We start from the raw sequence: 22795 nt of genomic DNA, 5'->3' as shown, positions 1-22795 counted from the left end.
GCGGCTACAGCGTGTTCCTGCGAATGACCTCGCTCAGCCAGTGATACGACGCTTTCGGAATGCGCTGCAGCGTCGGGTAATCGACGTAAACCAGGCCAAAGCGTTTGGAAAAACCCCTGCCCCATTCGAAATTGTCCATCAGCGACCAGGCGAAATAACCCCGGATATCGTGGCCTTCCTCAAGTGCGTCGAGCAGGACGTTCAGATAGCCTTCGAAATAGGCGATGCGGTCCTTGTCGATGACCTTGCGGTCGGGGCCGAGGGCATCCGGGTAAGAGGCGCCGTTTTCGGTGATGTAGATCGTCGGCTTGTTGTAACGTTCGCTGGTGTCGCGAATCTGTTCGAGAAACGCCTGCGGATCGACCACCCAGTTGACGTCGGTGAGCGGGCCCATGCCGGTTGGCGGGGCGGTTTCGGCGATGCCGAACGTGGTGTTCTTGTTGGGGCCGACAAAGACCGGATTGTAGTGGTTGAGGCCAAAAAAATCCATCTTCTGGCTGATATCGGCCATGTCGTCGCCGAGAATCAGCGGCTCCATTTCCCTGGCGATCGGCTCGGGATAGGTGCCGAGCCAGAGCGGATCGACGGTGACGCGGCGCCACAGGCAATCACCGAGAATACGAGCTTCCTCATGGGCGGCATCGTCATAATGCGGGCGCACGGGGCCGAGCGAGACGATATTGCCGACTTGGGCATCCGACGCTTCGGCGCGCACGGCCTTGACCGAATAACCATGGGCGAGGTTCAGCGTGTGGATGGCCTTCAAACTGTCCTCGTAGGACTGTTTTCCGGGCGCGTGGCGGCCGACATTGTAAGCCACCCACGGAATGACATTGGGTTCGTTGATCGGCGCAAACCGCTTGACGCGATCGCCAAAATGGCGGGCGATGGTGGCGGCGTAATCGGCAAAAATCTTCGGTGTCTCGCGGGAGCGCCAGCCGCCCTTTTCCTCCACTGCGACGGGCATGTCCCAGTGATGCAGGCAGATCCACGGCTCGATGCCTTCATGCAGGAGAAGGTCGATGACGCGGTCGTAAAAATCCAGCCCGCGCTGGTTCACCTGACCGGACCCTTCCGGAAAAATGCGCGGCCATGCAGTCGACAGGCGATAAGCGCCGACGCCGAGCCCACTCATCAGGCCGATATCCTCCGGGTAACGGTGGTAATGGTCACAGGCGATGTCGGCGGTTTCGCCATTGGTGGTGCGGCCGGGCGTGTGGGCGTAAACGTCCCAGACGCTTTTGCCGCGGCCATCCTTGTTGACGGCGCCTTCGGTCTGGAAGGCGGAGGCGGCGACGCCCCAGAGAAAGTCCTTGGGAAAAGAACGCGTCATGTCTGATGCTCGTTATCGATCAATGATGTTTTGGGAATGATGGTTTTGGGCATGCCCCGCGGGGAGCGCGGGACATGCCTTTTGTCAGGAGACGGCAACGGGATCAGTTGGCCGTGCTGACATTCCAGAAGTAAGGCCAGGGCGACGGCTGAAAGTCCTTCAGCGTCTTCTTTTTCGAGCCGAGCGCGTTGAAATCACCGACCTTGTAGACCGGGGCTTCCTCGTAAAAGGTCTTCTGGATTTCAGCGAAGAGGGCTTTACGCTTTTCCTGATCCGGCTCGGCGATGAAGGGTTCGACGGCTGCCGTTTTGGCAGGTGTTGCCCACCAGCCGGGATAGCTGTCGGACATCCAGCCGTTGAGGATCGGCTCCGGCGGGAACGGGCCGTGGGTGATGAAGATATCCCACAGTTTTGGATCGGCGCGGCGGGTGGTGAGTGTCGCCCAGTCGAACACGCCGAGTTCCACCTTGAAGCCGGCGGCCTTCAGATATTCGGCGGCGACCTGCGCCATCTTGTAATGGAATTCATACTGGCGGCTGGTGAGGATACGGATCGGCTTTTCGCCGTCATACCCGGCTTCCTTGGCCATGGAGGCTGCGGTTTCCGGATCGCCATTGCCGTAACGCTCGATGCCCTCTTCCGTGTGCCAGACATAGCCTTCCGGATAAAGCGCGCCGTTGACCGCGAAAAATTCCGGATTGCCGAAGGCGGCGAGCAGCATGTCTTCCGGGTTGAGCGCTGCCTGGATGGCATGGCGCATTTCCTTTTTCGCCAGCACACCTTCCTTGGTGTTCATGACGAAAACCGGGGCGCCGTAAGGCTTCAGCACCACCGGTTCGGAAGCATCCGAGCCTTTCAGGCGGTCAAAAGTTTCGGGCGCCAGCGAGTCGGCATAATCGAACTGGCCGGAGATCGCGCCTTCGAGGCGCGTATTCGCATCCGGCACCGGCACGAAGCGGATTTCATCGAGGATCGCCTTGCGGGCGCCACCAAAACCGTTGGCCGCTTCAGAACGCGGCTGGTAGCCGTCGAAACGCGTCAGCTGCAGATACTGGTCGGCCTTGCGCTCCTTCAGCAGATAGGGGCCGGTGCCGATGAACTTTGTCAGCGGGTCTTCGGCGAGGTTCGCCTTCGGCATGATGACGGCGGCCGAATTGTTGAAGGCCAGCAGCGACAGAAGCGGCGCATAAGGCTTGTTCAGCACGATCTGCACGGCATCGTCGCCCTTGGCGGTGATCGAGGTGAAATAGGGTGCGATCTGTTTTCCGCGCGAGGCGATCTTTACCCAGCGCTCAACCGAGGCGACGACATCGGCGGATGTCATGGTCGAGCCGTCGTGGAATTTTATGCCCTTGCGCAGGGTGATGTCATAGGTTTTGCCGTCGGCCGAGACGGTCGGCATCGCCTCGGCGAGAAGCGGCACGACATTCCATTCGGCATCGAAGGTGAACAGCGTTTCAAAGATGTGCTGCGTGGTCATGCCGACGACATCGGCGGTAGAGGCCATCGGATCGAGCGTCGGCGGCTCGCCGATCGTGGCGACATTGATGACGCCGGCAGCGAAACTCGGGTTGGGGATGGCGGACAAGAACAGGAAGGGGGCAGCGAGCAAAGCGTGTCTGAGCATGAAGTTCCCTTTTTCGATAAACCACAATTATGGAATATGCATTCTTATTATGGATATAGTGTCGGGCATGATTTTGTTTGTCAAACCCGAATTGCGGTCATCGCGATGGGGTGAGACCGGCGGCGATGCCGATAACGCCGGGTTGAACGTCGGAAAACGATGGGCTGGCTGAGTACGGTTGCGTACGAAGCGTCATCGAATTATGCCTAATATATCAAACGACATAGCGGCAGTGTTGCCGCTTCCGGGAGACGACTGCGATGACGGCCTCGAAAGTTCTCGAAAAATCGCCTGCGTTGACGATGCAGCGGGAAGCCGACCGGCTGGCGGCACTGCAGGAACTCGACATGCTCGACAGCCCGCGCGACGAGGGCTTTGATCGTATCGTAAGGCTGATCCAGCAGATCTTCGATGTCGAGATCGGCATTGTTTCGCTGATCGACGCGCATCGGCAATGGTACAAGGCCTGCAGCGGCCTGACATTTGGGGAAATCGAGCGTGATGCCAGTTTCTGCCGGTATGTGGTGGCGGCAGAGGAAGCGATCATCGTGCCCGATGCGACGCTCGACCCGCGTTTCGCCGACCATCCGGCCGTGACCGGCGATCTGCATGTGCGCTTTTACGCCGGCATGCCGATGAAGACCAAGGCCGGGCATGTGATCGGCACGCTCTGCGCCGTCGGCAAACGCCCGCGCGCCTTTGGAGTCCGTGAGATCGGCATCCTGCAGGAACTGGCGGGTGCGGCCATGGACCGGATCGAGCTTCTGCAGACAGCCTCCACCGACAGTTTGACGGAAGCGCTGACGCGCCGCGCCTTCAAGACCGAAGCAGACCAGATGGTGACGCTGGCGCAGCGCCACGCGCATGCGCTCTCCTGCATCGTGCTCGATATCGACCATTTCAAATCGATCAACGACACCTATGGCCATGCGGCGGGAGATATCGTGCTCAAAGCCGTATCCGCCACCTGCAAGGCGACGCTCAGGGCAACCGACCTGTTCGGCCGTTTCGGCGGCGAGGAGTTCGTGGTCGTCCTGCCCTATGTGGACATGGACGGCGCCATGGCGACGGCCGAGCGACTGCGCAAGGCACTTGAAGGCCTGACGGTCGATATCGGGACCGAGACAATTTCGGTCACCGCGAGTTTTGGCGTCGCCTCCCGCTCATTGACCGGCAAGGATATCGAGACGCTGCTGGCGCAGGCGGATGCCGCCATGTACCGGGCCAAGCAGGAAGGCCGAAACCAGTGCCGCTCCTGGAGTGCGTTGCAGAAGGAAGCTGCCAAGGCCGCCAATGGCGCGCGCAAGCGCGTGCTGCGCACCGGCTTCATTCTGTTTGATGATCGCAAGAACCTCGTTAATTGCTCCGTGAAATCGCTGGGTGCCGACAGCGCGGGACTGGTGGTGTCGAATGCCGACAGCCTGCCGGTCGAATTTCTGCTGCAGATCCCGGCCGATGGCATCGAGACGACCTGCCGGGTGATTGCTCATGACGGGCATAATCTGGAAGTGGTGTTTCAGTAATTCTTGTCTCGGTAAGGAGCATAATCATGCGCCTTCTATGCGCATGATTATGCACGTTCGAAACAAATCGTGACATATCCCCAAGATTGACGCTCGCGTTTACGCACGCTAATGCACGATCATGAACACTTCACTGTCCATCTCCCGTCGCGACGTCATCGAAGCCCGGCTTGCAAAAGGCCAGGAAATCGTCGCTTCCGCCATCGCTTTGGAATTCGACATTTCCGAGGATGCAGTGCGTCGTGATCTGCGCGCGCTGGCGGCCGAAGGCAAATGCCGACGCGTTTATGGCGGCGCGCTGCCGCTGGTCACGCCATCACGGCCGATAACCGAGCGGATAGGCAAGGCATCGGAACGCAAAACCGCTTTGGCGCGTGTCGCGGCAGAGACGGTGGCGGCAGGAGAATTGCTGTTTCTCGATTGCGGCAGCACCAATCTGGCCATGGCAGCACTTTTGCCGGGCGATCAGAAACTGACGGTCGCGACCAATTCCGTCGATATCGCTTCCGCCATCATGAAACGCGGCGACATTCCGCTGATCCTCATCGGCGGGCTGGTCGATCCCGTGGTCGGCGGCAGTGTCGATGCCTGCGCAATCGCAAAGCTGGACGAGTTGAACATCGACCGCTGTTTTGTCGGCGCCTGCGCTGTCTCGGCCGAAACCGGAATGAGTGTGCAGGAACATGCAGACGCGATCTTCAAGCGAAAGCTGATGGCCCGCAGCGCCATCAATATCGTGCTCGCGACATCGGAAAAATTCGAGGAACGCGCGCCGCATCGCATCGGCAGCGCCGAAAATATCGACTGGCTGATCGTCGAGGACACGCTCAGCGCCGACACCAGAGAAACATTGACCGAGGCCGGTTACGCCTTGCTGACACCCGGCCAGAGCACCGCCTGACCCTTCCCGCAGGAAAGATCTTCATGACCGCTTTTGCACAAACCACCGCCAGTGCCGACCGGCCTTCCACACGGCTTGCCACCCGTCTCTCCTTCCTTGTTGCCGGTTTCGGCATCGCCTGCTGGGCACCGCTGGTGCCCTTTGCCAAGGCGCGGCTGGGTGTCGATGACGGTGTTCTCGGCGTGCTCCTGCTCTGCCTCGGCCTCGGCTCCGTCCTCGCCATGCTGGCGACCGGCGTGCTTTCGGCGAAATATGGCGCCAAGCCGATCATTCTCGTCAGCGGTTTCGGCATTGCGCTGACCCTGCCCTTCCTCACAATTGCCGACACGCCGGTGGCTCTCGGCATCGCGCTTGCCCTGTTCGGCGCCTCGCTCGGCACGCTCGATGTGGCGATGAACATCCATGCGATCGAGGTCGAGAAGGATGCGCCGAAACCGCTGATGTCCGGCTTTCACGCGCAATACAGCATTGGCGGCTTTATCGCGGCCATGCTGGTGACGTTGCTTCTGTCGGCAAAGCTCGGGCCTTTCCTCACCACGCTGATCTCGTCGGCAATGATGCTGGTGGCGATGGCGATCATCTGGCCGCGGCTGCTTTCCACCGTGCAGGCCGAGGACGGACCGCTGTTCGTGATGCCGCGCGGCATCGTCGTGCTGCTTGCTGCACTCGCCGCCATCACCTTTCTCGTTGAAGGCGCGGTGCTGGACTGGAGCGCGCTGCTTTTGACCTCCGAAGGCCGAGTCGAGGCAAGCCAGGGCGGACTGGGTTACATGCTGTTTGCAATCGCCATGACGGCTGGCCGCCTGTGCGGCGATGTGATCACCGCCAAACTCGGTGACCGCCCCACCTTGTTTTGGGGTGGCATCGTGGCGATTGCCGGTTTTGCCGTGCTGCTCGCAGCCCCCGGCACGGTGCTGGCCATGAGCGGTTTTCTGCTGATCGGACTGGGTGCATCAAACATCGTGCCGGTTCTGTTCCGCCGTGCCGGTTCGCAGACGGTCATGCCATCCGGGCTTGCCGTCGCCGCCATCACCACGACCGGTTATGCCGGCGTACTCGTCGGTCCGGCCGGCGTCGGCTTCGTTGCCAAACACACCGGCCTGCCGGTCTCCTTCTGGCTGCTGGCCGCCCTGCTCTGCCTTGTGCCGATCTGCGCAGGCATTGTGACCCGAAAGGCGAACTGATGCGGATCGCCCATACGGCATTATGGACGCGTGACCTCGAAGCGGCGTCAAAATTCTGGCAAGACTATTTTGGCGCGGAAATCGGCGAGGCATATCACAGCAAAAACCGGCCAGGCTTCATCTCGCGCTTCGTGACATTGCCTGAGAGTGGTGGCCAGATCGAACTGATGACCGGGCCCTGGCTGGTAGCGGACGCACCAGCGGAGCGGGTCGGCTGGGATCACATCGCCATTTCCCTCGGGCACGGCGAAACAGTGGATAAGCTTGCGGAACAATGCCGCCGCGATGGCTGCCTGAAATCCGGTCCGCGCTGGACCGGCGATGGATTTTACGAGGCAGTCATTCTTATGCCCGACGGGACGCCGGTGGAGATCACGGCGTAAGGGCAGTTTCGGCTTCATCGGGATAAAAAGCCATCGCCGATCTCATCGATCGATCGCTCGAAGGTGTCTTGCTCCACGATTGTGCGACTTTTCCGCTCGTCAGGTTTCGGCAATCCCGATCAGCGACGCCCGCAACCGTACGCTTGCGAAATCAAGAAAGTAACGGATTTTCTGCGGAAGCTGTGGCCGCGGCGCGTGAAGCACATGGACTGGTGCCGGCTTTCCCTCGAAAGACGCAAGCAACAAGCGCAGGCGCCCGGAACGCAAAGCCTCCGCCGCCTGATAATGCATCAGACGCACAATTCCCAAACCAGCCTCAGCAGCATCGACCGCAGCTTCGGCGGTAGAGACGAAAAGCCGTGTCTTGCCTTCCGGCCATTCAAAGCCATCGCCGCCCTGCCGCATCGCCTTGAACGGCAGCGGAATATTGAGGTTGATGGACGGCAACCTCGCAAGATCTTCGGGCTGCTGTGGCTCGGCATGGCGCTGCAGGAAGGCCGGACTCGCAACGAGCACAGATCGCATGCTGCCAAGCCTTGTGCTGATCAGACCACTGTCCGGAAGGGCACCGATCCGAACGGCGATGTCGGCAGCACCGGCTGCCAGATCGACGTTCTCGTCGCTAAGCTGCAGATCGACGCTGATGCCCTGGTGATGGTTCAGGAACTCGCCGACCACCGGCAGAACGTGAAGCCGCCCGAACATTCGCGGCGCACTCACCGCGAGGCGTCCGGTCGGCTCGTTGAATTCCCCTGCGGCCTCGCGCTCGATCTCTTCAAGTTGGGTAAGGATTTGTCGCGCTCCGGCGATATATCGTTCGCCGGCGCTGGTGAGAGAAAGCCGTCGCGTCGAGCGGATCAGGAGAGCGGCTCCAAGATGTGCTTCCAACTGCCCGATCTTACGGGTGAGCGTTGCAACCGGCACGCGGCGGCGCCTTGCCGCCGCTGAAAAACTTCCTGATTCCAAGGTGTCGATCAAGAGCGACATGGCTTCCAAACGATCCATATATTTCCTCATTTTCTGAGAAGATGCTGCGCAAATACCATCGATTGTGGGGAGAGCACAGCTCCATTACATCCATTCTTGCCAAGTATTCATCATCAGGCAAGCGATGGAGACCGAACAATGGGCTTTGGATTTCTGGATGTGGCGGTAACGCCATCCGTGCGCGCCTTTCAGGAGCAACACGGTGTCTCCCAGATGTGGGAAAACTTCGGCGGCAACCGCGACTTCGACAGGTTCACCGAGCAGGAGCAGCGTTTCATCGCCGAGCGGGACAGCTTTTACATGGCAACGACCTCCGAGACCGGATGGCCGTATGTCCAGCACCGCGGCGGGCCACAGGGTTTCCTCAAGGTTCTGGATGAGCGCACGCTCGCGTTTGCCGATTACCGCGGGAATTTTCAATACATCAGCATGGGAAACCTGTCGGCCAGCGATAAGGCTTGTCTTTTCCTGATGGACTATCCGCGCCGGACGCGTCTCAAGATCTACGTTCACGCCGAAGTCGTGCAGATCGATGAGGATGGTGAACTGGCTGCGGCTGTTCTGGAGGGAACCCGCGCAAAGGCCGAGCGGATCGTGCGGCTGCGGCTTCAGAATTTCGACTGGAATTGTCCGCAGCATATCGTGCCGCGCTACACCGAGGCACAGATCGAGGACGGGTTGCGCCCGATACGTGACCGGTTGAGCGCGCTGGAGGCCGAAAACGCTACGCTTCGCGCGCAGATTCATAAAACACCCTGACCGGCGCCCTATCCGCCGATTTTCATTCCTTCACATTATTCTGGACAACGATTCATGCTGACTCTGTTTTATAGCCCCTATGCCTGCTCCATGGCCTCGCACGTCGCACTTGAGGAGGCAGGCGCCGTCTTCGAGGCGAAAAAGATCAACATCTTTACGGGAGAAAACAACAAGCCAAACTACCTTGCCATCAATCATCGCGCAAAAGTGCCGGCACTGCGTTTTGATGACGGTCGCGTGCTCCTCGAGACAACCGCCATCCTGGGCTGGGTGGGATCCACGCATCTTCAGGGCAGGCTGCTTGGCACGAATGCAATAGACAGGGCGCGCACAATTGCACATTGTGCATGGCTTTCCGCTTCCGTGCATTCGACCTTCAAACAGTTCATTCATCCGGAGCAATATGTCGCCGATACCGGATCACAAGGTGACCTGAAAGCGCAGGCGAAAGACACCTACTGGACGCATTTGCGAGAGCTTGACGCAATGGCGGCAGACCAGCCCTGGATCATGGGCGACGAATTTACCCTGGCCGATGCCTACACACTGGTGTTCTTTCCCTGGGGCCGCGACGTCGGACTGCCAATCAACGAACTGACAAACCTCACCGCTCTGAAAGACCGTTTGCTGGAGCGACCGGCTGCCCGGCGCGCACTGGAGAGGGAAAGAAGTGTTCTTCTCCAGCTTTGATCGCTCTGCGCGGATGCTTCATTTCCGGCTGCACGCGTTGCCGTGACGCAGCCATGAACCAAAAGGCCCCGGTCGGGATGGAACACCGACCGGGGCCATACTCTGACCGTTGGGGATCGATCCGGTCAGAAATCCGTCCAGGTTTGCGCTGCTGCGGCAGACCCGCCGCCGAAGGCGCTGGCGACCTTGCGGCCGAGTGCCTTGACCGGCGACACGACCGGCTTGCTCTGCTCACTCGCCACTCGCAGTTCAGGGGCAGCGGCCGCACCGTTGCCGAGATTGAACTGGCGGATCAGGCCGTTCAGGGCATCGGCTTCACGCGCAAGACCATGGCTGGCGGCGGTGGATTCCTCCACCATGGCGGCGTTCTGCTGGGTGCCCTGATCGATGCTGTTGACGGCCTTGTTGATCTCCTGAATGCCGACCGACTGTTCGCGGGCCGCCTCGACGATCGCCGAGACATTCTGGTTGATCTGGTTGACCTCGCCGACGATGGTGGTGAGCTGGGAACCCGTTTCGCCGACCAGTTCGACGCCGTTCTGCACGTGTTCGTTGGAGGTGTTGATCAGCGACTTGATTTCCTTTGCCGCTGTTGCCGAACGCTGGGCGAGTTCGCGAACTTCCTGTGCCACGACGGCAAAACCCTTGCCCGCTTCCCCGGCGCGTGCCGCTTCCACACCGGCGTTCAGAGCCAGAAGGTTGGTCTGGAAGGCGATCTCGTCGATAACGCCGATGATGTTGGAAATTTCGCCGGATGACTGTTCGATCTGCTGCATGGCGACAACCGCCTCGCGGACGATCTGGCCGGCCTTTTCGGCACCGACGCGGGTACGGGAAACCAAGGTGCCGGCTTCTTCGGCGCGGATGGTCGAATCCTTCATCGTCGTGGCGATCTGTTCGAGAGCTGCCGCGGTTTCCTCGACGGAGGCCGCCTGCTGTTCGGTGCGCTTGGCGAGATCATTGGCGGCCGAGCGGATTTCGTTGGCGCCGCCTTCGATGGCATGCGCATTCGCCTTCACGTTCTGCAATGCCTTCTGCAGCTTGCTCAGCGAGTCGTTGAAGTTCATCCGCAGGCCATCAAGATGGGCAACGAACGGGCTGGAGATGCGGTAGGCGACATCACCGTCGGAGAGACGTTTCAGACCTTCGGCCAGTGAATCGACGGCGTGCTGGATATCGGCAGCGTCGCGCGCCTTCTGGGCATCGCGTTCCCGCCGTTCGGTTTCGCTCATGTTGCGCTCAGTCTCGGCGGCGCGTTCGATGCCGACCTTGGCGATCGCGTTTTCCTTGAACACTTCGACGGCGCCGGCCATGTGGCCGATTTCATCGGCACGGCCGCGGCCAGGCACATCGACGGAGGTGTCATTGCCGGCAAGGCGGCGCATGCTGTCGGTCAGCAAGGCGATCGGGTTGGCGATGGAGCGGGCGACGAACCACATGCCCCCGATACCGGCTGCGGCGATCAGCAGCGCCACCAGCATCTGCAACTGCATGTCGTTGCCGTTCCGGTTGGAAAGATCCTTGTCCAGCGCGATGACTTCGGACATGGCAACGCCCCGCGGCACATCGATGACCACGGACCACGGCGTGGTGGTGCGACCGATGGTGATCGGCGCAAAGGCCTTGAAACTGTCGGCATCGACCACGACATCGCTCTTGCCGCCACGGATGATCGACAGGTCGCCTTCACGACCGGCATCGTTCATCGCATACTGTTTGCCGATGGTTTCAGGGCTGGAACTGGAGGCGACGATCAGGCCCTTGTAGCTGACGATCTCGACGCTGGCCTTGCCGCCATAGATGGACGATTTCACCTGTTCGGCCAGTTGCTGCACGAAGGTCAGGTCGAAATCTGCGCCGGCAACGCCCTTGAACTTGCCGTCGATGGTGATCGGCACCGACATGGTGGCCAGAAACACCTGCTTGCCCTGAACGATATAGGGAAGCGGATCGAGAATGCTTTCGCCATTGCCGGTCTGCGGGCCGATATACCAGCCGCCCTTCATGACGCCGTTCGGGTGCAGTTCGTGGCTGTCGAATTCGACCAGTTGCTGCAGGGCGATCTTGCCGGCGGCATCGCGTGTCCAATAGGGCAGGAAACGGCCATTGGCATCGGAGGCGAACTGTTTGTTGTTGCGGAATTCCGCATCGCGGCCGTCGAGACCGTTCGGCTCCCAGGCGCTGTAGGTGCCGTTGAAGCGCGGATTGCCCTCCAGCACGTTCAACAGCATGGCGTTCAGTTGCGCGCGGCGGGTCTCGATCGGCGTGGCCGTCGGACCGCTGGACGCTGCGACCTCGAAGGCGCGCGCCAGATTGCGGGCCGAATCCATGGCACTGTCGAGCGAGGAGCGGATCGTGCCGGACTGGGTGGAGGCGAGTGTCGCCAGGCTTGATTTGGTCTTTTCGACCAGAAGATCGTTCACCTTCGTGCCGACAAACTGCTGGGTATTGCTGGCGGAAACCATGCTGTAGCCGACCAGCGAACCGGTGGCGGCAATGACGCAGAAGCCCGAAAGCAGAGCGATTTTCATCTGTATGGAACGGAATTGCATGTGTTCCTCGTGGGATATGGAAGCCGATCGAACGTGAGGGATGGGGTGAATTTCAAGCATGGGGCACCCTGCCCCAACCGCGTCATGCGGTTGTCGCTGTGCGAACCTGGCCTCGCGGCCGGTCAATGAACGATGCTTGGGAGGATCGTAAGGAGAGAACGATCGGCACGACGTGCTTCGCGCCGATCGTTCCACGCCGGGAACGCGGCTACCGCAATGTCTTGGGGGTCAGTGCAGGCAAAACGCGCTCCATGGGTTCAGGTCGGTGAACCACCAGCGCCCTTCATGAGGCCAGGTTCTCTACAGTCACATGTCATCTGCGACAGACAAAGAGCTAGATTTAAATGCTGAACACAATATTAACGGGAAATACTTCAAAGCGACACCCAATCACATGCACTACAAACATCGAAATATTACTCGGATTATACTTTATCAATCCTTGGTGATTGCCGCACCCTGCCTGTACCTACTCAAACGCGAAAACCGAAAATCGTGTGTCGCAGGTTTGAGACACTCCCACACGCAGACTGCGTGCAATTGCCGACACATACAATCGCAGCATCGGCCCCGCACAGGCCGTGCACGGCACACAATCCGCGTAAAAAAATTTTCGAATTTGAAAAATAATCGAAGCGCTTGCCGGCAACAGACGCGTGGCGTGCGCCGAAAGGCGCGCCGCCAAGGATTGCCCGCAGGATAAAATGCGATTCGCCTTGCGTGTCGTCGATCAGAAATCGACGATCTTGCCGCCTTCGAGCGTCACGCGCCGGTCCATGCGGGCGGCGAGTTCGTGGTTGTGGGTGGCGATCATGGCGGCCAGACCGGACTGACGCACCAGCGCCTGCAAGGCGTCGAACACGTAGGATGCGGTTTCCGGGTCGAGATTGCCGGTCGGTTCGTCGGCCAGAAGCAGGAGCGGCGCATTGGCGACGGCGCGGGCAATCGCCACACGCTGCTGTTCACCGCCGGAAAGCTCTGCCGGGCGATGTTCGGCACGGTGGCCGATGCGCATGTAATCTAGGAGTGCGGCAGCACGCTCCTTGGCTTCCTTGTGCGGAAGGCCGGCGATCAGCTGCGGCATCATGATGTTTTCGAGCGCAGTGAATTCCGGCAGCAGATGGTGGAACTGGTAAACGAAGCCGATATCGCCACGGCGGATGGCCGTGCGGCGATCGTCGGACAAGCCACCACAGGCTTCGCCATCGATATAGATTTCGCCCTGATCGGGGTGTTCCAGCAGACCGGCAAGATGCAGCAGGGTGGACTTTCCCGTGCCAGACGGGGCGACCAGCGCGACGATCTCGCCCGATTTCAGTGAAAAATCGGCGTCCTTGAGGATGGAGAGCACGGTATCGCCCTGGCCGTACTGCCTGCCGACGCCGGTGAGCTTCAGAATGGTCTTGGTTGCCATGGAGGTGTGCGTTCCTATTCGTAGCGCAGCGCCTGCACGGGATCGAGCCTGGAGGCCCGCCATGCCGGGAATATGGTTGCGATGAAGGAGAGCGTCAGCGCCATGATGACCACGGTCGAGGTTTCGCTGAAGGTCATTTCGGCGGGCAGTTCACTGAGGAAATAGAGTTCCGGATTGAACAGGACTGTGCCGGAAAGCCAGGAGAAGAAGCTGCGGATCGATTCGATATTCAGACAGACGACGACGCCCAGGAGAACACCGGCAAACGTGCCGACAAAACCGATCGCTGCGCCGGTCATGAAGAAAATGCGCATGATGGCGCCTGAACTGGCCCCCATGGTGCGCAGGATGGCGATATCCGATCCCTTGTCCTTCACCAGCATGATCAGGCCGGAAATGATGTTGAGGGCTGCGACAAGCACGATCAGCGTCAGGATCATGAACATGACGTTGCGCTCCACCTGCAGAGCGGAAAAGAAGGTCTGGTTGCGCTGGCGCCAATCGGTCAGAAAGATCTGGCGATCGCCGGCCGCCATCTCGATCAGCGGCCGCATGCCATCCACCGCATCCGGATGCTCGATGAAGAGTTCGATCGACTGGACGATGCCGTCTGCGTTGAAATAGGCCTGCGCCTCTTCGAGCGGCATATAGACGATCGAGGCATCATATTCCGACATGCCGATCTCGAACGTGCCGGAAATCGGATAGGATTTGACCCGCGGACTGACGCCCATCGGGGTAACGTCGCCTTCCGGCGCCACCAGCGTGATGCGATCACCGGCCGACAGACCGAGCGACGAAGCCAGGCGCGAACCGATCAGGACGCCATCGCCCGAGGCGAAACCGACCATATCGCCCGACTTGATGTTGCCGGAGACTTCCTTCAGCTTTTCCAGATCTTCGGCGCGCACACCGCGCACCAACGCGCCGGAACCGCCGCCGGTATTGCCCTGCGCCAGCGTCTGGCCTTCGACCAGCGGCAGCGCCATGGTGACACCGGGAACGGCTGCGAATTTGGTGGTGAGATCGGCATAATCATTGAGCGGGCGATCGACCGGCTGCACGATGATATGGCCGTTGATGCCGAGAATGCGCGAGATCAGTTCGGTGCGAAAACCGTTCATGACGGCCATGACGATGATCAGCGTGGCAACGCCAAGCATGATGCCGACAAAGGAAAAGCCGGCGATGACGGAGATGAAGGCTTCCTTGCGGCGCGAGCGCAGATAACGCCAGGCGACCATGCGCTCAAACCCGGAAAACGGACCGGCCGAGGGTGCTCCCTGCCGCGTGCCATCACCTTCGCTCACGACCTTCGCCATGTGTTCTCCTCGGTCACCGCGCATGGGCGGTCATTGGTCTTGGCGCTCGGGCGACCTCACGAGAGGTCGCCAGAACGGTATTCCGTATCAGGCCTTGGCCGTCAGACGGTTCAGCGCGGCTTCCATGGTCATGGTTTCGCGCGCACCCGTCTTGCGGTCCTTCACCTCGACTTCGCCGGTCGCGGCCGAACGCGGGCCGACGATCAGCTGCACCGGCACACCGATCAGATCGGCCGTGGCGAACTTGGTGCCTGCACGGTCATCCGTGTCGTCGTAGAGCACGTCCAAACCGGCATTTGTGAGGCCGGTGTAGAGGCCGTCGCAAACGCGGTCGCAGTTTTCGTCACCCGGCTTCATGGTGATGACCATGGCATCGAACGGCGCGACCGAAGCCGGCCAGATGATTCCGTTCTCGTCATGCGAGGCTTCGATGATGGCGGGAACAAGGCGGGTCGGGCCGATGCCATAGGATCCCATGTGGACAAGGTGTTCCTTGCCATCCGGGCCCTGAACCTTGGCGCCCATCGGCTCCGAATATTTTGTGCCGAAATAGAAGATGTGGCCGACTTCGATACCACGAGCGGACAGGCGGTCGCCTTCCGGAATGGCGTCGAATGCAGCTTCATCGTGCATTTCCGAGGTGGCGGCGTAAACCGAAGTCCACTTGTCGAAGATCGCCTGCATGCCGGCAACATCGTCGAAATCGATATCGGCGGCCGGAATGTCGAAATTGGTGAAATCGCGGTGCGAGAAGACTTCGGACTCGCCGGTTTCCGCGAGAATGATGAATTCGTGGCTGTGGTTGCCGCCGATGGGGCCGGTATCGGCGCGCATCGGGATGGCGCGCAGGCCGAGACGATCGAACGTGCGCAGGTAAGCCGCGAACATCTTGTTATAGGAATGGATCGCGCCTTCCTTGGTCAGGTCGAAGGAATAGGCATCCTTCATCAGGAATTCGCGCGAACGCATGGTGCCGAAACGCGGACGGATCTCGTCGCGGAATTTCAGCTGAATATGATAGAGGTTGAGCGGCAGGTTCTTGTAGGATTTTACCGCCGAACGGAAAATGTCGGTGACCATTTCCTCATTGGTCGGACCGTAGAGCATCGGACGCTCCTGGCGGTCCGTGATGCGCAGCATTTCCTTGCCGTAATCCTCGTAACGACCGCTTTCCTGCCACAGCTCGGCCGACTGCAGGGTCGGCATCAGCAGCTCGATGGCGCCGGCGCGATCCTGCTCTTCACGGATGATCTTGTTGACCTTGTCCATGACGCGCTTGCCGAGCGGCAGCCAGGAATAAATGCCCTGGCTCTGCTGGCGAACCATGCCCGAACGCAGCATCAGGCGGTGGGAGACGATTTCCGCTTCCTTGGGATTTTCCTTCAGAATGGGCAAAAAATAGCGGGACAGGCGCATCGCGTTTTCCGATTTGCGGGCCGACACTTGAAAGGAATCGACCGTTAGAGGGCTGATATTGCGTGCGTTCATAGCCGGTTCGGCAGCACATGAAAACCCGGTTGGGCACAGGCTTGAAAACATGTGAGCGGATGCTCAGAAGACAGGCTTTTGCAGCAATCTGCGCGTGTGCCGGAACGAAGCAGCGCCGCCATAGGTAATCAAAACATGGTTTTTTGAGGGACAAGGGGTGCGACATTTTTGTTCACAGGATTTTTTTACCCCTGTGTAGCAAAAATGCAAAAAATTGGGGTGACAAGATGTCTCATGTGAGCTAGCTTCAGCTCACAAAACGGGCAAGGAGATTAAATTCTTGCCTATTTCGCGGTCAAAGTCTTGGGAGGATTTAGATCTTAGGCGCGCTCGTTCGCAGCCCCGGCAACGGAAAGATCACGCGAAACTCAAAAAACAAGGCTTCAACGCCTTGTTTTTTTTTGCCTTTAAATCAGGCTTCGTTCTTTCGGCTGACTGGCTTATGCCTGTGAAAGGTTACGGGAAGATGACAGATGCCAGGTCTTACCCCCCTATCGGGCCGTCTTCCATTCCCTTGCCAGTACGGCATAAATATATTCGTCGCCCCACTCACCGTTAAACCGGTCGTTTTCGACCAGATGTGCCTCACGGCGCAGACCGAGGCGCTCGACGATACCGACCGAGCCCCTGTTGCGGCTATCGAGGCGGGCAAAAATGCGATGGAAACCAAAGGTTTCGAAGCCGGTGGAGATCATCGCCAAGACGGCTTCCGTCGCATAACCCTTGCCGCCGTAGTCGGGGTGAAAGACATATCCGACCTCGGCCTGTAGCGCCGCCTTGTTGGCGAGTTTCAGCATGACGTCACCGATCAGCGCCCCATCTTCCTTTCGGGTGACGGCGAGGCGAAAGTCTTCGCCATCGTTTTCGAAGGGCGCGTTTAGCAGCCTTGCGAATTTTTCCTCGAGCACAGCACGGGTGGACGGTGCGGCATAGAGGTAACGATAGACATCTTCACGCGTGCGGTAGGCGGCGTAACTTTCAAGGTCGCCGGGCCGAAACTTGCGGAGGATGAGGCGTTGTGTAGTGATGGTTTCAGGCTGCGTCTGCTTGTTCACGGTAAAGCCTCGAAGCGATCGATATCCGGCCGCGTTTCGAACCGCAGCTCAGCCGAGGGAAAAACGAAGCGCACGGCTGCGGGCTCTTTATCCCAAAAGATGACCTGATGAGACGAACGAGATCCGAAATAAGGCCCCGGTATCGCCGTGCTGGTGAGGACGTGATTGACGCCCGGACCGCTGACTCTGAATTCGAAATAATGCTTGGTTTCACCGCGAAAGAAGGGTGGGTCGGAACACTCCATGACGCCGGCGCTGTAGGCGCCATCCGGCGACGCGCCAAACTCTCCGGTGCAGATCGGTTGCGTGGTCACCCAGCGGATAAAAATCACCGCCGCGATAAAACACACGACCAGAACCGAAAGAACAACAAGCAGCACACGCCACCAGAAACGCCTGCTACCGAGCCTCATCCGAAATCCGGCAGTATGACAGGCAGCGAGCTGACGCTGATGCCGAAAAAATGCGAGGCGAGCATCCAGCCGCCATGCATGACGGCGGCGATCAGGCTGGTGAGGAGAACGACACGCAGGCCGCGAAATCGTGCCGGCGCGCTTGCCACCGTGCCCAGAACCACTTCGCCTTCTTCCTGCTGACTGCGCATGCCGATCGGCAGCACGATGAACAGGGTCAGCCACCAGATGACGAAATAGACCGCGAATGTCGACAGGATGGGCATGCGTTTTTCCTCCTCGAAACCCAGCCCGATTATAGGGATAACGAAGCCAAGCTCAATTGCAGCACTGCATGAAGCGGATGCGAAAATGATTCCATCTCTCGCCCCAAGTGATTGAAAACAGATTCAAATCTGCTCCAGCTCGGTCAGCGTGCCGGAAAAATCCTTCGGGTGGAGAAAAAGGACCGGTTTGCCGTGCGCGCCGATTTTTGGGACGCCGTCACCGAGAACGCGCAGGCCGAGCGCCACTGCTCGATCGCGGGCTGCGAGAATGTCGGGCACCTCGTAGCAGATATGATGCATGCCTCCCGCCGGGTTCTTGGAGAGAAAGGCAGCGATGGGCGAGTTTTCGCCGAGGGGCTCGAGAAGTTCAACCTTGGTGTTTTCCAGCGTGACGAATACGACCGTCACGCCGTGTTCCGGCAAGGGCTGCGGATCGGACACGCCGGCGCCGAGGTTTTTATAGGGCATCGCGGCAGCCGTGAGATTGGGAACCGCGATGGCGATGTGATTGATACGGCCGAGCATGACATCCTCCCAACACAGACGCCCCCTCATCTGCGAGCGCCAGCACACGGCATTCCAGCCGTGATGTCGAACTCGTCTTCGACCTCCCATACCGGAAGAGACGGGCCCGCAGCATCTCTATCTCTTGCCGACGGGAGACGCCACAAAATCACGACCGCGCTTCAGCCAAGCGTCGCAGATCTTGTTGATGAGGGGCAAGGTCCCTGCCCCACAAAGATCCTCAGCGCACCACGGTCACCGTGGTGGCGGCCATTTCGGCGTTGCTGTCCTGCGTCACCGAGGCGACGAACACGATCGCCAACAGCGCCGCGCAGATGACGGCGGCGCCCAGGAAATTTCCAGGTCTCATAAAGTGTCTCCGAATCGTCCCAGCCGATTGCAGAGCTAGCATATGAAAATGGCGCGGAGCTTTCACACATCCGCGCCATCGCATCACACAAACGTCAATTTGCGGCCGGGTGTGGCCGCCTGGACTCAGAGGCGGGTGACGAACACCGTCACGATCGGCTTCTTGCCCCAACCATTGTTGGCGGCGGAGCGAACGGCGCGACGTACGGATTCACGCAGCATGTCGAGATCCTTGCGGCGGGCGCGCGGGATGCTTTCGATGGCGCCGAGAACGGAATCGTAGAGCGTGTCTTCCATGCTCTCACCTTCGTCATCGACGTCCGGCAGGCCGAACAGGACGATATCCGGGTCGGCCAGAAAATCGTGGCGGCTGTCGAGCAGGACATTCACCGAGACGTGACCGACATAGGAGAGCTTGCGGCGATCGCCGATACCCATCTCCTCGAAATCGCCGATCAGTTTGCCATCCTTGTAGATGCGGCCGAAAGGAACATCCGCGATGATTTCGGCCGGGCCCGGTGCGAGACGCAGCATGTTGCCGTTGCGCACGCGCGGCACGGTCTTGATACCGGCGCCGAGCGCCAGATCACGCTGCGCCGTCAGGTGCGCGGCTTCGCCGTGGACGGGTACGAGGATTTCCGGACGTGTCCACTCGTACATCTTCAAAAGTTCGTTGCGGCGTGGGTGGCCGGAAACGTGGACAAGCGCCTGGGTATCGGTGACGATGTTGACGCCCTGCTCGATAAGGCCGTTCATGATCTCGAGGATCGGCTTTTCATTGCCGGGAATGGTGCGGGAGGAAAACACCACCGTATCGCCGGCGGCAAGTGCGACGTTGCGCATCTCGTCACGCGACAGTTTTGCCAGTGCGGCTCGCGGCTCGCCCTGGCTGCCGGTGAGGATGACCACGACCTTGTCGCGCGGGATGTAGCCGAATTCGTCTTCGGCGATGAAAGGCTTGATATCGTCCATGATACCGATATCGCGGGCGACGGAGACAACGCGCTTCAGCGACGAGCCGAGCAGCAGGACTTCGCGGCCGGCGGCTTCGGCGGCAAGCGCGATGGAGCGGATGCGGCCGACATTGGACGAGAAGGTGGTGACGGCAACGCGGCCTTCAGCGGCCTCGATGACCTTCTGCAGGCCATGCGACACTTCCTCTTCGGACGGCGAGACGCCATCGCGCATGGAATTGGTACTGTCGCACATGACGGCGAGCACGCCTTCATCGCCGATGGCGCGGAAACGGGCTTCGTCGGTGAGCGGACCGAGCGACGGATTATGGTCGATCTTCCAGTCACCGGTGTGGATGACATTGCCGAGATCCGTGCGGATCACCAGCGACATCGGCTCGGGGATGGAGTGATTGACGCCGACGGCTTCCACCTCGAACGGGCCGACCTTGATACGGTCGCCGGCCTTGAAAATGGTGATCGGAATTTCGGCGCGGGTGCCTTCGTAATTGCGCTTGGCTTCCAGCATGCCGGCGGTGAAGGGCGATGCATAGACCGGCACGTTGAGACCGGGCCAGATGTCGTTGAGCGCGCCGTAATGGTCTTCATGCGCGTGGGTGATGAAGATGCCCTTGAGGTTTTTCTTCTTGTCCGCGAGGAAGCGGACATCAGGCAGAACAAGATCGACACCCGGCAGGTCGGGACCGGGGAATGTCACGCCGCAATCGACCATGATCCACTGGCGGGTTGCCTCGGGGCCATAACCGTAGAGCGCGAGGTTCATGCCGATCTCGCCTACGCCGCCCAGCGGCAAAAATACCAGTTCGTCCTTGGATGCCATCTTGTCTCGATTCTTGATCATGCAAAAAATACGTCGCCGGCAGCTATGGGCATAAGTTCCGTGCCCGTGTCCAGCATCAGCAAGCCTTTATCATCAATTCCGGCAAAGCGCCCGGAAATCGAACGGTCCGGCAGATTGACGGTGATCTTCTCACCGATGCCACAGGCTACGCTACGCCACTGCGCCGTGATTTCGGCAATACCGTGACCTTCGTCCCATGATTCCAGAACCTGTGCCATCTCCTTGTAAAGATGCGCAAAAAGCTCGTCAGCCGAAGCCGTCACACCATAGTCTTCAAGCGAGGCCACGGCATATTGGGCACTGTCCGGCTTGTGGCGAATATTGATGCCGATACCGATGACGAGCGCGCGTTTTCCGTCCGCAAGCATCTCGGCTTCGAGCAAAATGCCGCAGGTTTTTTTGCGTTCTATCAGAATATCGTTCGGCCATTTGACCTCGACCGGCGGTGTACCGGGCGGCATGACGGCGGCAATCGCGTTGCGTACGGCAAGGGCAACGGCCAGCGGAAGCGAGGCGGTGCGTTCGATCGGCGCGGGGTCGATCAACAGGAGCGTGGCGTAAAGATTGCCGGTCTCGGAGGTCCACGCCCTCCCTCTACGACCACGCCCGGCGTTTTGGCGCCGGGCGGTGATCCAGAGAAGACCTTGGTCTCCTGCCCTCGCGGCTGCGAGGGCATCTGTGTTCGTGGAGCCGACTTCATCCAGCGCCTGATGCCGGAAGGCCTCGAGCGGGAAGCGGCGTCTGTTTTCCGTCATCTCAGAAGAATGACTTTGCTGCCGCAGATGCTGCCGTGCCGACCGGGCCGCCGAACAGCACGTATGCCGTAACGAACAGGCCGGAGAAACCGAAGACCAGCTTCAGCACGCCCGAAGTACGGGCGAACTCGCCGGTCGGCTGATCGAACCACATCAGCTTGACGACGCGCAGGTAATAATAGGCGCCGACGACCGAGGAGAGAACGCCGATGACGGCCAGTGCATAAAGCTTGGCTTCGATGGCAGCGAGGAAGACAAAATACTTGGCGAAGAAACCGGCAAGCGGCGGAATACCGGCAAGCGAGAACATCAGCGCGGTCAGAACCAGCGCCATGAACGGACGCGTGGAGGACAGGCCGGCCAGATCGTCCACGGCTTCGACGGCAGTGCCATCGGCGCGGCGCATCGACATGATGCAGGCAAAGGTGCCGAGCGTCATGACCATGTAGATCAACATGTAGAGCGCGACCGAGGACACGCCTGCTTCCGAACCGGCAGACAGACCGACAAGGGCGTAACCCATGTGACCGATCGAGGAATAGGCCATCAGTCGCTTGATGTTCTTCTGGCCGATGGCCGCGAACGAACCGAGCAGCATGGAGGCAATCGCGATGAACACGATGACCTGACGCCAGTCGGCAACAACAGGGATGAAGGCATCCGACACGATGCGCACCAGGATGGCCATGGCGGCAACCTTGGGACCGGAGGCGAAGAAGGCGGTGACCGGGGTCGGCGCACCTTCGTAGACGTCCGGCGTCCACATGTGGAACGGCACGGCCGAGATCTTGAATGCCAGACCGGCAAGAACGAAGACCAGACCGAAGACGAGGCCGAGTTGGCGGGTTTCCTGGCTCAGAACCTGTGCGATCTGTTCGAAGCCGGTGTTGCCGGTGAAACCGTAGACCAGCGACATGCCATAAAGCAGCATGCCCGAGGAGAGCGCACCGAGAACGAAATATTTCAGGCCTGCTTCCGTGGAGCGGATGCTGTCACGGTTGAAGGCGGCGACGACGTAGAGCGACAGCGACATCAGCTCGAGGCCGAGGTAAAGCGCGATCAGGTCGTTGGCGGAGATGAGCAGCATCATGCCGAGCGTGGCGAGCAGGACGAGAACCGGGAATTCCGGCTTGTCGATCTGGTCGGACTTGGCATTGGCAAAGGTCATCAGCAGCGCGACGATCGAGCCGAACAGCGCGGTTGCCTTCATGAAGCGGGCAAAACCATCCATCAGGAAGGCGCCGTTATAGGCTTCCCCCTGCGGTGCGACGAAGATGATCATGACGAGCGCCACGATCATGACGGCAATGGTGAGGCCGGTTACCAGCGGCGACGAGCGGTCGCCACTGAAGACGCCGATCATCAGGAGCGCCAGCGCACCGAGCGCCAGAAGCACTTCCGGCGACGAGATCTGCAGGCTGGCAAGGAGTAGTTCAGCGGTCATATCAGTCCGTC

At 59.9% G+C, this 22795-nt stretch carries 21 protein-coding genes; 6 read left to right on the top strand and 15 right to left on the bottom strand.

Annotation, left to right across the window (positions count from 1 at the left end; translation table 11 throughout):
- Positions 1 to 4: 4 nt before the first annotated feature.
- Positions 5 to 1333, bottom strand: a complete 1329-nt coding sequence (locus ACRQ1B_RS25815) for a GH1 family beta-glucosidase (RefSeq protein WP_432296981.1) — start codon at positions 1331 to 1333, stop codon at positions 5 to 7.
- Positions 1334 to 1436: 103 nt separating this feature from the next.
- Positions 1437 to 2960, bottom strand: coding sequence for an ABC transporter substrate-binding protein (locus ACRQ1B_RS25810; protein ID WP_432296980.1), 1524 nt, complete (start codon positions 2958 to 2960; stop codon positions 1437 to 1439).
- Positions 2961 to 3220: 260 nt separating this feature from the next.
- On the opposite strand from ACRQ1B_RS25810, the gene ACRQ1B_RS25805 reads away from it, so the two are divergent.
- The 4 genes from ACRQ1B_RS25805 (at position 3221) to ACRQ1B_RS25790 (ending at position 6951) form a co-directional block, all read left to right on the top strand.
- Positions 3221 to 4483 carry a sensor domain-containing diguanylate cyclase gene (locus ACRQ1B_RS25805; RefSeq protein ID WP_432296979.1) on the top strand — a complete coding sequence of 421 codons (1263 nt, stop codon included), beginning with the start codon at positions 3221 to 3223 and terminating at the stop codon, positions 4481 to 4483.
- A gap of 121 nt (positions 4484 to 4604) precedes the next feature.
- Complete coding sequence (locus ACRQ1B_RS25800; protein ID WP_432296978.1) at positions 4605 to 5384, top strand: DeoR/GlpR family DNA-binding transcription regulator; 780 nt, start codon at positions 4605 to 4607, stop codon at positions 5382 to 5384.
- Positions 5385 to 5407: 23 nt separating this feature from the next.
- The gene (locus tag ACRQ1B_RS25795; protein ID WP_432296977.1) at positions 5408 to 6568 is read left to right on the top strand and encodes an MFS transporter; all 1161 of its coding nucleotides are present in this window, start codon (positions 5408 to 5410) and stop codon (positions 6566 to 6568) included.
- The gene (locus ACRQ1B_RS25790; RefSeq protein WP_432296976.1) at positions 6568 to 6951 is read left to right on the top strand and encodes a VOC family protein; all 384 of its coding nucleotides are present in this window, start codon (positions 6568 to 6570) and stop codon (positions 6949 to 6951) included. Before ACRQ1B_RS25795 ends, ACRQ1B_RS25790 begins: the two co-directional genes overlap by 1 nt.
- Positions 6952 to 7050: 99 nt before the next feature.
- Here the strand turns inward: ACRQ1B_RS25790 and ACRQ1B_RS25785 are convergent, their stop codons facing one another.
- Positions 7051 to 7956 carry a LysR substrate-binding domain-containing protein gene (locus ACRQ1B_RS25785; RefSeq protein ID WP_432296975.1) on the bottom strand — a complete coding sequence of 302 codons (906 nt, stop codon included), beginning with the start codon at positions 7954 to 7956 and terminating at the stop codon, positions 7051 to 7053.
- Positions 7957 to 8076: 120 nt separating this feature from the next.
- Between ACRQ1B_RS25785 and ACRQ1B_RS25780 the strand changes: the two genes are divergently transcribed.
- Positions 8077 to 8697 (top strand): pyridoxamine 5'-phosphate oxidase family protein, encoded by a 621-nt coding sequence (locus ACRQ1B_RS25780; protein WP_432296974.1) that lies wholly within the window; start codon positions 8077 to 8079, stop codon positions 8695 to 8697.
- A gap of 54 nt (positions 8698 to 8751) precedes the next feature.
- On the top strand, positions 8752 to 9387 hold the full coding sequence (locus ACRQ1B_RS25775; RefSeq protein WP_432296973.1) for a glutathione S-transferase family protein: 636 nt from the start codon (positions 8752 to 8754) through the stop codon (positions 9385 to 9387).
- A 125-nt stretch (positions 9388 to 9512) separates the two neighbouring features.
- On the opposite strand, the gene ACRQ1B_RS25770 is transcribed toward ACRQ1B_RS25775, so the two are convergent.
- The 12 genes from ACRQ1B_RS25770 to nuoN form a co-directional block, all read right to left on the bottom strand.
- Positions 9513 to 11939 carry a methyl-accepting chemotaxis protein gene (locus tag ACRQ1B_RS25770; RefSeq protein WP_432296972.1) on the bottom strand — a complete coding sequence of 809 codons (2427 nt, stop codon included), beginning with the start codon at positions 11937 to 11939 and terminating at the stop codon, positions 9513 to 9515.
- Positions 11940 to 12669: 730 nt separating this feature from the next.
- Complete coding sequence (locus tag ACRQ1B_RS25765; protein WP_432296971.1) at positions 12670 to 13353, bottom strand: ABC transporter ATP-binding protein; 684 nt, start codon at positions 13351 to 13353, stop codon at positions 12670 to 12672.
- A gap of 14 nt (positions 13354 to 13367) precedes the next feature.
- The gene (locus ACRQ1B_RS25760; RefSeq protein ID WP_432296970.1) at positions 13368 to 14675 is read right to left on the bottom strand and encodes a lipoprotein-releasing ABC transporter permease subunit; all 1308 of its coding nucleotides are present in this window, start codon (positions 14673 to 14675) and stop codon (positions 13368 to 13370) included.
- A gap of 87 nt (positions 14676 to 14762) precedes the next feature.
- Positions 14763 to 16091 carry a proline--tRNA ligase gene (gene proS, locus ACRQ1B_RS25755; protein WP_432296969.1) on the bottom strand — a complete coding sequence of 443 codons (1329 nt, stop codon included), beginning with the start codon at positions 16089 to 16091 and terminating at the stop codon, positions 14763 to 14765.
- 563 nt (positions 16092 to 16654) lie between these two features.
- Positions 16655 to 17218 carry a GNAT family N-acetyltransferase gene (locus ACRQ1B_RS25750; RefSeq protein ID WP_432296968.1) on the bottom strand — a complete coding sequence of 188 codons (564 nt, stop codon included), beginning with the start codon at positions 17216 to 17218 and terminating at the stop codon, positions 16655 to 16657.
- The gene (locus ACRQ1B_RS25745) at positions 17215 to 17631 is read right to left on the bottom strand and encodes a hypothetical protein (protein ID WP_432296967.1); all 417 of its coding nucleotides are present in this window, start codon (positions 17629 to 17631) and stop codon (positions 17215 to 17217) included. The genes ACRQ1B_RS25750 and ACRQ1B_RS25745 overlap by 4 nt, the downstream gene beginning before the upstream one ends.
- Positions 17628 to 17897 carry a DUF1467 family protein gene (locus ACRQ1B_RS25740; RefSeq protein ID WP_432296966.1) on the bottom strand — a complete coding sequence of 90 codons (270 nt, stop codon included), beginning with the start codon at positions 17895 to 17897 and terminating at the stop codon, positions 17628 to 17630. The genes ACRQ1B_RS25745 and ACRQ1B_RS25740 overlap by 4 nt, the downstream gene beginning before the upstream one ends.
- A 123-nt stretch (positions 17898 to 18020) precedes the next feature.
- Positions 18021 to 18422 (bottom strand): methylmalonyl-CoA epimerase, encoded by a 402-nt coding sequence (gene mce, locus ACRQ1B_RS25735; RefSeq protein ID WP_432296965.1) that lies wholly within the window; start codon positions 18420 to 18422, stop codon positions 18021 to 18023.
- 220 nt (positions 18423 to 18642) lie between these two features.
- Positions 18643 to 18771, bottom strand: a complete 129-nt coding sequence (locus ACRQ1B_RS25730) for a hypothetical protein (RefSeq protein ID WP_432296964.1) — start codon at positions 18769 to 18771, stop codon at positions 18643 to 18645.
- 125 nt (positions 18772 to 18896) lie between these two features.
- A complete protein-coding gene (locus tag ACRQ1B_RS25725) occupies positions 18897 to 20564 on the bottom strand; it encodes a ribonuclease J (RefSeq protein ID WP_432297054.1) in 1668 nt (555 codons plus the stop codon).
- Between the two features lie 17 nt (positions 20565 to 20581).
- Positions 20582 to 21340: a biotin--[acetyl-CoA-carboxylase] ligase gene (locus ACRQ1B_RS25720; RefSeq protein ID WP_432296963.1), complete on the bottom strand. Its 759-nt coding sequence runs from the start codon at positions 21338 to 21340 to the stop codon at positions 20582 to 20584.
- 1 nt (position 21341) lies between these two features.
- Positions 21342 to 22784: an NADH-quinone oxidoreductase subunit NuoN gene (gene nuoN, locus ACRQ1B_RS25715; protein ID WP_432296962.1), complete on the bottom strand. Its 1443-nt coding sequence runs from the start codon at positions 22782 to 22784 to the stop codon at positions 21342 to 21344.
- Between the last annotated feature and the right edge of the window lie 11 nt (positions 22785 to 22795).

Origin of the sequence: Endobacterium panacihumi (genome assembly GCF_050847465.1) — a bacterium.
GTDB lineage: Bacteria > Pseudomonadota > Alphaproteobacteria > Rhizobiales > Rhizobiaceae > Neorhizobium > Neorhizobium panacihumi.
This window is presented reverse-complemented; position numbering and strand designations above follow the sequence as displayed.